Origin of the sequence: Streptomyces lanatus (genome assembly GCF_014655715.1) — a bacterium.
GTDB lineage: Bacteria > Actinomycetota > Actinomycetes > Streptomycetales > Streptomycetaceae > Streptomyces > Streptomyces lanatus.
The window spans coordinates 57,645-69,882 of sequence record NZ_BNBM01000001.1 but is presented as its reverse complement, the minus strand read 5'-3'; the positions used below and the strand labels follow the sequence as shown (position 1 = coordinate 69,882).

Here is a 12,238-nt window from a genome sequence, read left to right as displayed (position 1 = left end):
GGGGGGCGAGTCAGCTCAGTCACCGGTACCGGCCGAACCGCTCCGTGATCACCGGCAGCCGGTCCGCCGCGATCGCGTGCGCGGCGGACCGCGGTGCCGTCCCGTCGGCCTCCGCGCGGGACAGCGTCAGGTCGGTCAAGGCGCGCATCGAACGCCGGATGTGGGTGAACGCCTCATCGGCGGCCGGCCCGATGTCCCCGAACAGCGTCCACCACCACCAGGCGTTCGTCGCCGAGTTGACCACCACGTCCGGCAGCACGGTCACGCCCCGCGCGGCCAGCAGCTCCTCCGCGTCGGACCGTACCGGCATATTGGCCGCCTCGGCGATCCAACGAGCCGTGACGCGCCCCTGGTTGGAGGCGTCGATCACATACGACACGGCCGCCGGGACCAGCACCTCCGCCTCGGCCGACAGCCAGGCGTCACCAGGCAGTTCACGGTCACCGGAGCGCAACGCGGCCCGGTCGACGGTGCCATGGGCGTCCCGCGTGGCCAGCAGCGCCTCGACGTCGAGCCCCGCCGGATTGGCGATCGTGCCCTTGATGTCGGCGACGGCCACGACGGTGAGCCCGGCGCGCGTGAGGAAGCGTGCCGTGGCCCCGCCCATCGTCCCCAGGCCCTGCACGGCGACCCTCGTCCGCCAGTACGGCACACCGGCCCGGTCCAGAGCGGTCAGCACCGATTCCGCGACCCCGCAGCCACCGACCAGTTCGTCGAGCCCGATGCCGTCCACCTCGACCGCGAAGGCCTCCGCGAGCCGCCGCCGGGCCACCACCTCGTCGTCGAGCAGCGGATACACGGCCTGGACGGACGAGACCAGCCCCGCCTCGGCCGCCGCCCGGTCGACCACGTCCTGGGAGAGACCGAGATCCTCGCCCGTGGTCCAGAAGCTCTCGATATACGGCCGCATGGTCCGCAGATAGCGCACCAGGAGCCCGTACGCCTCCGGATCCCGGGGATCGCAGTCGATGCCGCCCTTCGCGCCGCCGAGGGGGACGTAACGCGCCTCGGGGTCGTAGTGCAGGGCTTCCTTCATGCTCATGCCGCGAGCCAGCCCGGTGACCTCGTCCAGTGTGCAGCCCGGCCGCATCCGCAGCCCGCCGCTGGCCACGCCGCGTACCAGCCGGTCGATCACCAGGAACCCCTGGCGGCCGGTGACGTGGTCGGTCCAGGTGAGCGACAGCAGAGGGGTGGTCATGAGGGGGCTCCGGGGTCGAGGCCGGTCGCCGCGGGCATGGCCCCCGGACCGAACGGCTACTGAACGATGAGTCAGTATCGGAGGGAGGCGGGGACATGTCAACGGAGGGGGTGGATCTCCCGTGGCGGGGTGGCGCACAGGGGCGCCTGAGCCTGCCGGGCCAGGGGGTATCCGGGAGTGTCGGCGGGGCCGACCATAATGGGATTACTCACCGACTCCACCTGGAGGTACCCGTGGCCGGTTTCCGTTTCCCGAGCTCCGGGCTGCGCGCCCTGCGGCCCGAGGCCTTCGGCGTGGATCCCACCGGTGAGCGCATGGCGCGCATCCGCAGATCACCGCACTTCAAGGACGGTGTCTTCCAGAACCCCGGGGGCGGTGCCCGGACCAGGCCCTCCGGATCGATGCTCGAGTTCGCCAAGATCTATTTCGACAAGGAGGCCCGACCCCGCCGGGCCCCCAAGGGCACCGTGCCGGTGCACCCCACCACCTACGCCGACCTGGCCAAGCCGCCCGCGGGCGGACTGCGCCTGACCTGGATGGGGCACTCCAGCATCCTCGCGGAGATCGACGGCCACCGCGTGCTCTTCGACCCGGTGTGGGGCGAGCGCTGCTCTCCGTTCCCCTTCGTCGGACCCAAGCGACTGCACCCCGTGCCGCTGCCGCTCGCCGCGCTCGGCCCTGTCGACGTCGTCGTCATCTCGCACGACCACTACGACCATCTCGACATGCCCACCATCAAGGCGCTGGCCGGCACCGACACGATCTTCGCCGTACCGCTCGGCGTCGGCGCCCACCTCGAACACTGGGGCGTGTCCGCCGACCGGCTGCGCGAGCTGGACTGGCACGAGGCGACCAAGGTCGGCGGGCTCACCCTGACCGCCACACCGGCCCGCCACTTCTGCGGCCGCGGACTGCGCAACACCCAGCACACGCTCTGGGCGTCCTGGTCCGTCGCCTCGGACGAGCACCGGATCTTCCACAGCGGCGACACCGGCTACTTCGACGGCTTCAAGGACATCGGCGCCGAACACGGCCCGTTCGACGCGACGATGATCCAGGTCGGCGCCTACTCCGACTTCTGGCCCGACATCCACATGACTCCGGACGAGGGCGTACGGGCCCACCTCGACCTCCAGGGCGGCGACCCGGCGGTCGGCGTGATGATGCCGATCCACTGGGGGACCTTCAACCTCGCGCCCCATCCGTGGGCCGAGCCGGGGGAGTGGATGATGCGGGCCACGCACAAGGCCGGGGTCACCCTGGCGGCCCCGCGCTGCGGCGAGCCCTTCGAACCGGCCTCGATGCCGCCCATGACGCCCTGGTGGCGGGATGTGGCCGAGGCACCCGCCGAGGGCTGGCCGGCGTGGCCGCCGGTCGCTTCGGAGGCGGACGGTGCGGCGGTCGGATAGGGCGACCTCCACTTCGGAGATGGGCGGCGCGGCCGTCAGGTAGGGCGACCTCGCCATTTGTCGGCATAGGGGGCGCGGGGGTTTTCCTCGCGCCCTTTCGCTTTTGATTCGTGCGGGGCGTGTGGGGGTGCGTCCGGGCGCTCGCGGACTCATGTGTGCCGTTACGGGCGGTGACGCTCTGGGGGGTGGCGGGCTGGGCGCGAGGGGTGCTGAATCGTCCCGGCCGGGGCGGTCGCGGGCGCGGGAGCGGCAGGGCTGCGAGGGGCGGGCGCGAAAAGCACCCCGCCCCTCGACTTTTCTTCGTGACCACTTCTGACCAGGACCGATCGTTCGATTGCTCCTTGTGGGCGAACGGCGGGCCGAGTTATCGGTCTGTCGTACGAGGCCTCATACCAGAGCGGGACGCTGCCTGCGGGACTTTGTCAACTGCCCACCGCACTTGATGCGGAGCCGACTACTGTGAGTGTCCGTCGGGCGACACATAGCCGAATTCTCGTCGGCTTCCGTCGACCGACATCGCGATGGCGCATGCCCCGGGCCGCGCAGACCGCGTGCCCCCAGGCCCCGACCGACGGACCAGTACGAGGACCCCGATGTCTCAACTACGCGCCCCGGCCACACGCGCAGACCGCCGTGAGGGCGGGCGGCACGGGCGCCCGGCTGCCCGCACCGCTCCCGCGCTGCCCGAGACCCATATACGGCCCCAACTGCTGCGACTGGCCGTGCTGCCGCCCGTCGCGGTGACCCTCAGCGCCTGCGCGGCCGTGCTCTTCGTCGTGCGCTCCGCCGAGGTACGACCGAGCCTCACCCTGTGGGGTGTGCTCGCCGGAGCGATCTCGGTGACCCTCGCGGGCATCGTGATCGCCGCCGTGGCAGCCAACCGCGCCGCCAGATCCGTGAACGACCGCATCCGCGCACTGCGCCGCAGCAGCGCACGCGGAGAGGCCGACCTGCGGGACATCGTGGAGACGCTGCGACGCGGCGACGGACCGCCGAAGCGCAAGGTGCGCAGCGGTCCACCCGAGGGCGCCGACGACTTCGAACTGCTCGCCGCCGACCTGGCCCGCGCCCACGACGGAGCCGTCAGCGCCGTGGTCCAGGCCTCCCAACTCTCCAGCCAGACGGGCAGCGAACAGAAGCTCGAGGTCTTCGTCAACCTGGCCCGGCGCCTCCAGTCCCTCGTGCACCGCGAGATCTCCATCCTCGACGAGCTGGAGAACGAGATCGAGGACCCCGACCTGCTCAAGGGCCTCTTCCACGTCGACCACCTCGCCACCCGCATCCGCCGCCACGCGGAGAACCTCGCCGTGCTCGGCGGCGCCGTCTCCCGGCGTCAGTGGAGCAACCCGGTTTCCATGACCGAGGTGCTGCGCTCTGCCATCGCCGAGGTCGAGCAGTACTCGCGGGTCAAGCTCGTCCCACCCATCGACGGCACCCTGCGCGGGCACGCCGTCGCCGACGTCATCCACCTCCTCGCCGAACTCGTCGAGAACGCCACGGTGTTCTCCGCCCCGCACACCCAGGTGCTGCTCCGCGCCAACATCGTGACCTCGGGGCTCGCCGTCGAGGTCGAGGACCGCGGGCTCGGCATGCCCGTCGGCGAGCAGAACCGGATGAACGCCCTGCTCACCGACCCCGACCAGGTCAACGTCGCCAGCCTGCTCGCGGACGGGCGCATCGGCCTGTTCGTCGTGTCCCAACTGGCGAAGCGGCACGGCATCCATGTCCGACTGCAGACCAACATCTACGGCGGCGTCCAGGCGGTACTCGTCGTGCCGCAGGGGTTGTTGGGCAGCGAACCCGGGGCGCGCCCGGGGGCGGGGCGGGCGCAAGAGCCCCATGAGCCGCGCGGGGCGGGGGGTACGGGAGTGTCGCCGCAGCCTCCGTCGCAGGTACGTCCGCAGCAGCAGGCGTCGGTGACGCAGCAGCAGCGTGGAAGGCATGCGTCGGGGGCGGCGGCCGGATCTGTGGGCGCTCATGGGGCAGTTGACGCTGCGGGCTCGGTTGGAGCTGAGAGCGGCGGGCAGCCGGGTGTGGCCGAGGCGTCGCACGGGTCTCACGCGGCATCGCAGGGCACGCCGCGTGGGCAGCAGCCGCAGGCCGGCGGAAGGGGAGCGGTCGCAGGAGTGGACGGCACCGGACCGGCGCCGCTGCCCGTGCGCGGTGCCCGGGCCGTACGGGCCAATCCGGCTGAGGCCGTGCCCGGCATCAGGCACGACGAACGCCGGCTCGTCGCCGAGAACACGGTCGAACCGCCCACGCCACGCGTCAGCACCGTCCGCGGCACCATGGGCAAGCCCCAACTTCCCCGACGCCGCGCCCAGGAACACATCGCACCCCAACTCCGCGGTGGTCCCGCACCGCGCCAGGAATCCGACCAACTCGCCGGGCACGATCCGGGGTTGATGGCGGCATTCCAGCGGGGGATCGGGCTGGCGGAGACGCAGCAGCACATGGAGTCGGTGCGCGGGGATGCCGAGCGTGTGGGCGGCGGACATGTGGCTGATGGACATGTGGGTGATGGACGTGTGGGTGACGGGCCGGTGGGGGGTGGGCCCGTGGACGGTGGGCAGGCTGATGCCGGTCACATGGGCATCGGCCACATGGACTCCGGCGCCACGGGCGCCGGGCGTGTGGACGTCGGATCCATGGGTGCCGAGCACATGGGTGCCGCGCACATGGGCGGTGGATCCGTGGAGTCGGGGTTCGGAGAGCTCGGACATGTGGAGTCCCGCCCTATGGGTGGCGCACACATGGGTCCGGGGCATACCTCCGCGCCCCACATGGATGCCCACCACATGGACGCCACCCACACCGCGTCGGGCCACACAACCCTGGACCACATGACGTTCGGCCACACAGCTCCCGGCCACACAGCTCCCGGCCACGCCACCTCAGGCCCAGTGAACTCAGGGCATACGAACGCGAGCGGCATCGACGCGGGCCACATGGAGTCGGCGCACACCGTCACCACCCACGGGACCACACCCGCCTACATCCCCTCGCCACACTCGCCCTCCGACACGGATCACCCGCAGCCCACACGGCTGCGCGCGACATCCCTGGATGCCCTCCACATGGATGTGCCCCATAGGACCAACCGGCCCTCCATAGAGGTATCGCCCATGGACCCGGCCGCCCACGCAACCGAGCCGTACCCCGGGCGTGAGTCCGGTACCGACCACACCACCTGGCCCGACGGGAGCACACCAGCCGGATGACCACGACCGTGACCAGCTCGACGTCCGCCTGGAAGACCACCCCCACCCCCAGCGCTCCCGCTGACCCTCGTACCTCAAGGAGTCGATCCACCATGGCGAGCGAAGCGCCGACCGCCCATGTCTCCGATCTCGACTGGCTGATGAGCGGCCTAGTGCAGCGCGTACCGCACACGACCAGCGCGGTCCTCCTGTCCTGCGACGGGCTCGTGAAGTCGGTCCACGGCCTCGACCCGGACAGCGCCGACCACATGGCCGCGCTGGCATCCGGGCTGTACTCGCTCGGCCGCAGCGCCGGGGTCCGTTTCGGCGACGGCGGTGACGTGCGTCAGGTCGTCGTCGAACTCGACTCGAGCCTGCTCTTCGTCACCACCGCAGGCTCCGGCACCTGTCTCGCCGTGCTGGCAGGCCGCGAGGCCGACGCGGCGGTGCTGGGCTACGAGATGGCGATGCTGGTCAAGAGCGTCCGCCCGTACCTGGTCACCGCGCCCCGGCAGCACTCCGTCGAACCCTCGGCGCTGAGGCCTTGAACGTGACCGCGGCCGGCGACGGACCGTGGCTCGACGATGCGGCCGGCCGGCTGGTGCGCCCTTTCACGGTCAGCAACGGCCGTACCCGGCCCACCGTCGCGCTCGACCTCATGTCGCAGGTGATGGCAACCGGGGCGACCCCCCTCGGCTATCTCGGCCCCGAGCACGAGCTGGCACTCGACCTGTGCCGGGCCCCCGTTTCGGTCGCCGAGGCAGCCGCCCACCTGAAGCTGCCGGCGGCGGTCACCAAGGTGCTGCTGTCGGACCTCGTCGACTGCGGGGCGCTCACCACCAAGCCCCCCGAGTTCCACCACAACCCGACTGACCGGGCCCTTCTGGAGGCAGTGCTCGATGGACTACGACGACAGCTCTGACCCCTTCCCCACTGCACTGAAGATCTTGGTGGCGGGAGGGTTCGGGGTCGGCAAGACGACCTTCGTGGGCGCGGTCAGCGAGATCGCGCCGCTCAGCACGGAGGAACTGCTCACCACGGTCAGCGCAGCGACCGACAGCCTCGAAGGGGTCGAGAACAAGGTCGAGACGACGGTGGCCATGGACTTCGGCCGCATCACCCTCGATCCGGAACATGTCCTGTATCTGTTCGGCACGCCCGGACAGGAACGCTTCTGGTTCATGTGGGACGAACTCTCGGAAGGCGCGCTCGGCGCGGTGATCCTCGCCGACACCCGGCGCCTGGAGGACTGCTTCGCCGCCGTCGACTTCTTCGAGCAGCGAGGCCTCGGTTTCATCGTCGCGATCAACGAGTTCGACGGCGGCTACCGGTACGACCCGGAGGAGGTGCGCGCCGCCATCGACCTCGACCCGGAGATCCCCATCGTCCGCTGTGACGCGCGGATCTCCAGCTCCGGTGTGCAGACCCTGCTGACCCTGGTACGGCACCTCATCGCCCACACACCGGCACCCGCGCCAAGCCATGGTGCCCACATGTGACATCCGCACACACCCGCACGGAGCCGCATATGACGTACGCCCACAGGGACGGAACCCGCCCATGAGCCACGGCCCACCCCACCCGGTCGCTCGCCTGCTGCTCACCCCCGAGGACAAGGAGGCCCCTGCCCGCGCCATGCGGCTGCTCCGGCTGGGTCTTGGCGACCACACCGACCCGGCCCTCGACGTTTTCGCGGACCGTCTCGCCGAGCTCACCGGGGCGCCGTACGCCATGGTCAACTTCATCGACGAGAACAGGCAGTTCTTCGCAGGGCTGCATGTGCGGCACAGGGTGACTCTTACGCGGGCCGATGACGACAAGCCGGAGCTGGGCCGGTACATGGAGCGAGACCATGGGTTCTGCCCCCATGTGGTCGTGCGACGCAAGGCGCTGGTCCTGGAGGATGTCTGCGACTATCCGCGCTTCGCTGGGAATCCGATCGTCGACGAGTTCGGTATCCGGTCCTATATGGGCGCGCCGCTCATCGACAGTACGGGGATGGCGCTGGGCACGGTGTGTGTCGTGGACGTGGAGCCGCGCCCCTGGGGAAGAGCCGGGCTGGAGACCATCAAGGCGTCGGCGGCGGACCTGGTCACCCGGCTGGAGCGGCGGGAGGCGGACGGGCTGCCGATCCTCTGACGCGAGACTCCGCCAGGCTCCGCCCGACTCGCGATCGCCGCTGCTTCGTCTAGTAGCCCCGCCACACATTGTCGAACGCGGCGTCCTCGATCGCCCGCCGCTGCCGTACCGCCTCCAGCTCCATCACCGCGTCCCCCACCGCGGCCAGCACAGTGGTGACCGACTCGTCGGCGAGGTCCTCGGCGACATCGGTCGAGTCGCCGCGGATTCCGGCAGCGCCGGCCAGGGCAGTGAGCACCGGTTCCCCCGATGTCCAGCGCTCCTCGGCCTGGCGACGGGCCGCCGAGTCGACCGGCACCGTGCGCGCGGCCCGCAGTGGTATCCGGCGGCCCCGGGGCCGGGCCGTGAGCCCCACACGCTCCAGATCCGCGACATAGGCCGCGGACAGTCCGCGACCCCGGCGCCACAGCCAGTCCCCGACCGACTCGTACGGCTCCTGTCGTACGAGTGACGAGGCGGCCTCGTCCAGCAGACGGTCGCCGGTGGGGGCCTGTGCGCTGGGCGCGATGAGGTCGCCGTCCAGGACGAGGGCCTGGGCGTCGATGAGGTCGCACACCTCGGCCGCCGCGAGCGCGAGCGACAGATCACCCTGCTCCACTGTGTGGTCCGGCGCCATGTCGAGGGCGACTATCGCGAGGTCACGTGCGGTGTTCATGAGCGGCTCCCGGTCGGTCGGCCCAGTGCGGGGCGCGGGCGGCAGGCCACCTCGGCGATCCGGGTGTCCTACGCCGATTCTCGCTCCCGTCCGCGTGGTGTGCGGCCTATTGCCGATTACCACCATGCGGCGCGGGAGGCCGATCCTCAGCGGAGGCGGTCGGGTCGAGGGCGTGAAGGAAAGCTGTGGCGCCGCTTAAGAAATCCTCGATGGATCGGGGCGCCGCCGTACGGCAGATTGCTAAGCGATTCCACCCCCCTCCCCGGCTGCGGGCTCCCTCGGCATGCCCGCAGCCGGGACTCACGCACAGGAGCCGTTGCGTTGAAGGCGCTGGTCAAGGAGAAGGCGGAGCCCGGGCTGTGGCTCGCGGACGTTCCGGAACCGGCCGTCGGGCCGGGTGACGTACTGATCAAGGTGCTGCGTACGGGCATCTGCGGCACCGATCTGCACATCCGGTCCTGGGACGGCTGGGCGCAGCAGGCGATCAGCACCCCGCTGGTGGTCGGGCACGAGTTCGTCGGCGAGGTCGTCGAGACCGGCCGGGACGTCGCCGACATCAAGCCCGGTGACCGGGTCAGCGGCGAGGGCCACCTGGTCTGCGGGAAGTGTCGCAACTGTCTGGCCGGCCGCCGGCACCTGTGCCGTGCCACGGTCGGCCTCGGTGTCGGAAGGGACGGTGCCTTCGCCGAGTACGTCGCCCTGCCCGCCGCCAATGTGTGGGTCCACCGTGTGCCGGTCGATCTCGATGTGGCCGCGATCTTCGACCCGTTCGGCAACGCCGTGCACACCGCGCTGTCGTTCCCGCTGGTCGGCGAGGACGTCCTGATCACCGGCGCAGGACCCATCGGTCTGATGGCGGCGGCCGTGGCTCGGCACGCGGGCGCGCGCCACGTCATGATCACCGATGTGAGCGAGGAGCGGCTGGAGCTGGCGCGCAAGGTCGGCGTGAGCCTCGCCCTGAACGTGGCCGAGGCGAGCATCGCCGACGGACAGCGCACGCTCGGTCTGCGCGAGGGCTTCGACATCGGCCTGGAGATGTCCGGCCGCCCCGAGGCCATGCGCGACATGATCGCCAACATGACGCACGGCGGCCGTATCGCCATGCTGGGCCTGCCCGCGCAGGAGTTCCCGGTCGACTGGGCCCGCGTCGTCACCTCGATGATCACCATCAAGGGCATCTACGGCCGGGAGATGTTCGAGACTTGGTACGCGATGTCCGTGCTGCTGGAAGGCGGCCTCGACCTCGCCCCCGTGATCACCGGCCGGTACGGGTACCGCGACTTCGAGGCGGCGTTCGCCGACGCGGCGAGCGGCCGCGGCGGCAAGGTCATCCTCGACTGGACCGCGTAAGCCACCGCGTAAGTCACCTGCATTCCTGGGAGCTTTGAGATGTTCGACTCCGTGCGCGACGACCTGCGCGCCACCCTCGACGAGATCCGCGCCGCCGGCCTGCACAAGCCCGAGCGCGTCATCGACACCCCGCAGTCCGCGACCGTCAACGTCAGCGCGGGCGGCCGCCCCGGCGAGGTCCTCAACTTCTGCGCCAACAACTACCTCGGCCTCGCCGACCACCCCGAGGTCGTCGCCGCCGCCCACCAGGCGCTGGACCGCTGGGGCTACGGCATGGCCTCGGTCCGCTTCATCTGCGGAACCCAGGAGGTGCACAAGGAACTGGAGGCCAGGCTCTCGGCGTTCCTCGGCCAGGAGGACACGATCCTGTACTCCTCCTGCTTCGACGCCAACGGCGGCGTTTTCGAGACGCTCCTCGGCCCCGAGGACGCGGTGATCTCCGACGCCCTCAACCACGCGTCGATCATCGACGGCATCCGGCTGTCCAAGGCCCGCCGCTTCCGCTACGCCAACCGCGATCTGGCCGACCTGGAAGCCCAGCTGAAGGAGGCCCAGTCGGCGCGGCGCCGGCTGATCGTCACCGACGGCGTCTTCTCCATGGACGGCTATGTGGCCCCGCTACATGAAATCTGCGACCTTGCCGACCGCTACGACGCCATGGTCATGGTCGACGACTCGCACGCCGTCGGCTTCGTCGGCCCCGGCGGCCGTGGCACCCCCGAGTTGCATGGCGTCATGGACCGCGTCGACATCATCACCGGCACCCTCGGCAAGGCGCTCGGCGGTGCGTCCGGCGGCTATGTGGCGGCCCGCGCCGAGATCGTCGCCCTGCTGCGCCAGCGCTCCCGGCCGTATCTGTTCTCCAACACCCTGGCGCCCGTGATCGCGGCGGCCTCCCTCAAGGTCCTCGACCTGCTGGAGGCGGCGGACGATCTGCGCGTCCGGCTCGCCGAGAACACCGCCCTGTTCCGCCGCCGGATGACGGAAGCGGGCTTCGAGATCCTGGCCGGTGATCACGCCATCGCGCCCGTGATGATCGGCGACGCGGCGAGGGCCGCCCGCCTGGCGGAACTCCTGCTGGAGCGCGGCGTGTATGTGATCGGCTTCTCGTACCCGGTCGTGCCCCAGGGCCAGGCCCGCATCCGCGTCCAGCTCTCCGCCGCGCACTCGACGGACGACGTCAACCGCGCCGTGGACGCCTTCGTCTCGGCACGGGCGGAACTGGACGGCTGACGACGAACGGCTGCGAGATCGACACCCGGCCGCAAGGCCGACGCCCGGCGGACGGCTGATGCCCGGCTGGATGGCTGGCGTCCGCCCGGTCCAGACCTTGCGATAATCGATCTCATGATCGAAGCGCGGCGGCTCCACATCCTCCGTGCGGTGGCCGACCACCGCACCGTGACGGCGGCTGCCGCCGCGCTGTATCTCACCCCCTCCGCGGTCTCCCAGCAGCTCGCCGCCCTGGAGCAGGAGACCGGCCACCGTCTGGTGGAGCGCGGCGCCAAGGGCGTACGGCTGACCCCGGCCGGCGAGATCCTGCTCAGCCACACCAACGCCGTGCTCGCCCAGCTGGAGCGGGCGGAGGCCGAGCTCGCGGCCTACAGCTCGGGCGCGGCCGGCACGGTCACCGTCGCCTCCTTCGCGACCGGCATCGCCCTGGTCGTCGCGCCCGCGGTGGCCCGCCTCGCCGGGACGGCCCCCGGCATCCGCCTCCGCGTCCAGGACGCCGAGGGCGACGCCAGCCTGCCCATGGTGCTGGACCGGCAGGTCGACATCGCGGTGGCCGTCGAGTACCGCGGGGCGCCCCCCGCCGACGACCCGCGCCTCGCGCACGTACCGCTGTACGCCGAGCCCTTCGACGCGGTCGTCCCGGTCGGCCACCGGCTGGCCGACGCGCCCGAGGTCCCCCTCGCGGAGCTGGCCAAGGACGCCTGGATCGGCCCCTACCCCGGCAACCCCTGCCATGACGTCGTCGTCCTGGCCTGCGAGAACGCCGGATTCCAGCCCCGCCTCGAACACTCCTCGGACGACTTCCGGGCCGTCGTCGCCCTCGCCTCGGCCGGCGCGGGAGTGGCGCTCGTCCCGCGCTCGGCACTGCGTGGCATGGACCTCGCCGGGGTCGTCGTACGGCCCGTGGACGGGGTGGCCCCCACACGCCGGGTCTTCGCGGCCGTACGAAGGGGAGCCGAGGAGCATCCCTTGATCCGGCCGGTGCTGGAGGCGCTCCAGGAAGTGGCGGGGGAGTGAGCCTCCCGTAACACGGGTGTTTCATATTCGGGATAAC

11 protein-coding genes are annotated in these 12,238 nt (G+C 71.0%); 9 read left to right on the top strand and 2 right to left on the bottom strand.

The features are described 5' to 3' along the window. Positions 1–19 precede the first annotated feature (19 nt). Positions 20–1,198, bottom strand: a complete 1,179-nt coding sequence (locus tag IE325_RS00330) for a Glu/Leu/Phe/Val dehydrogenase dimerization domain-containing protein (protein WP_190067573.1) — start codon at positions 1,196–1,198, stop codon at positions 20–22. Between the two features lie 233 nt (positions 1,199–1,431). Between IE325_RS00330 and IE325_RS00325 the strand changes: the two genes are divergently transcribed. From IE325_RS00325 to IE325_RS00300, 6 genes are all read left to right on the top strand, one after another. Then, positions 1,432–2,607 carry an MBL fold metallo-hydrolase gene (locus tag IE325_RS00325; RefSeq protein ID WP_190067572.1) on the top strand — a complete coding sequence of 392 codons (1,176 nt, stop codon included), beginning with the start codon at positions 1,432–1,434 and terminating at the stop codon, positions 2,605–2,607. 593 nt (positions 2,608–3,200) lie between these two features. Beyond that, entirely contained in the window at positions 3,201–5,828 is a 2,628-nt protein-coding gene (locus tag IE325_RS00320) for a sensor histidine kinase (RefSeq protein WP_373315060.1), read from the top strand. 92 nt (positions 5,829–5,920) lie between these two features. Next, entirely contained in the window at positions 5,921–6,355 is a 435-nt protein-coding gene (locus tag IE325_RS00315; protein ID WP_190067571.1) for a roadblock/LC7 domain-containing protein, read from the top strand. 2 nt (positions 6,356–6,357) lie between these two features. Continuing rightward, positions 6,358–6,729, top strand: a complete 372-nt coding sequence (locus tag IE325_RS00310) for a DUF742 domain-containing protein (protein WP_190068460.1) — start codon at positions 6,358–6,360, stop codon at positions 6,727–6,729. After that, entirely contained in the window at positions 6,707–7,306 is a 600-nt protein-coding gene (locus IE325_RS00305; RefSeq protein ID WP_030956515.1) for a GTP-binding protein, read from the top strand. Before IE325_RS00310 ends, IE325_RS00305 begins: the two co-directional genes overlap by 23 nt. Positions 7,307–7,367: 61 nt before the next feature. Next, positions 7,368–7,946, top strand: coding sequence for a GAF domain-containing protein (locus IE325_RS00300; RefSeq protein ID WP_190067570.1), 579 nt, complete (start codon positions 7,368–7,370; stop codon positions 7,944–7,946). A gap of 49 nt (positions 7,947–7,995) precedes the next feature. On the opposite strand, the gene IE325_RS00295 is transcribed toward IE325_RS00300, so the two are convergent. Next, on the bottom strand, positions 7,996–8,601 hold the full coding sequence (locus IE325_RS00295) for a GOLPH3/VPS74 family protein (RefSeq protein ID WP_190067569.1): 606 nt from the start codon (positions 8,599–8,601) through the stop codon (positions 7,996–7,998). Positions 8,602–8,922: 321 nt separating this feature from the next. On the opposite strand from IE325_RS00295, the gene tdh reads away from it, so the two are divergent. From tdh to IE325_RS00280, 3 genes are all read left to right on the top strand, one after another. Beyond that, positions 8,923–9,951: an L-threonine 3-dehydrogenase gene (gene tdh, locus IE325_RS00290; RefSeq protein ID WP_190067568.1), complete on the top strand. Its 1,029-nt coding sequence runs from the start codon at positions 8,923–8,925 to the stop codon at positions 9,949–9,951. Positions 9,952–9,990: 39 nt separating this feature from the next. Beyond that, positions 9,991–11,184 (top strand): glycine C-acetyltransferase, encoded by a 1,194-nt coding sequence (locus IE325_RS00285; RefSeq protein ID WP_190067567.1) that lies wholly within the window; start codon positions 9,991–9,993, stop codon positions 11,182–11,184. 114 nt (positions 11,185–11,298) lie between these two features. Continuing rightward, on the top strand, positions 11,299–12,201 hold the full coding sequence (locus tag IE325_RS00280; protein ID WP_190067566.1) for a LysR family transcriptional regulator: 903 nt from the start codon (positions 11,299–11,301) through the stop codon (positions 12,199–12,201). Positions 12,202–12,238 lie beyond the last annotated feature (37 nt).

Bases quoted from the DNA above. Each gene is read 5' to 3' on its own strand.
- IE325_RS00295 (WP_190067569.1), bottom strand. From the start codon at position 8,601: ATGAACACCGCACGTGACCTCGCGATAGTCGCCCTCGACATGGCGCCG.
- IE325_RS00280 (WP_190067566.1), top strand. From the start codon at position 11,299: ATGATCGAAGCGCGGCGGCTCCACATCCTCCGTGCGGTGGCCGACCAC.
- IE325_RS00285 (WP_190067567.1), top strand. From the start codon at position 9,991: ATGTTCGACTCCGTGCGCGACGACCTGCGCGCCACCCTCGACGAGATC.
- IE325_RS00330 (WP_190067573.1), bottom strand. From the start codon at position 1,198: ATGACCACCCCTCTGCTGTCGCTCACCTGGACCGACCACGTCACCGGC.
- IE325_RS00315 (WP_190067571.1), top strand. From the start codon at position 5,921: ATGGCGAGCGAAGCGCCGACCGCCCATGTCTCCGATCTCGACTGGCTG.
- IE325_RS00300 (WP_190067570.1), top strand. From the start codon at position 7,368: ATGAGCCACGGCCCACCCCACCCGGTCGCTCGCCTGCTGCTCACCCCC.
- IE325_RS00320 (WP_373315060.1), top strand. From the start codon at position 3,201: ATGTCTCAACTACGCGCCCCGGCCACACGCGCAGACCGCCGTGAGGGC.
- IE325_RS00305 (WP_030956515.1), top strand. From the start codon at position 6,707: ATGGACTACGACGACAGCTCTGACCCCTTCCCCACTGCACTGAAGATC.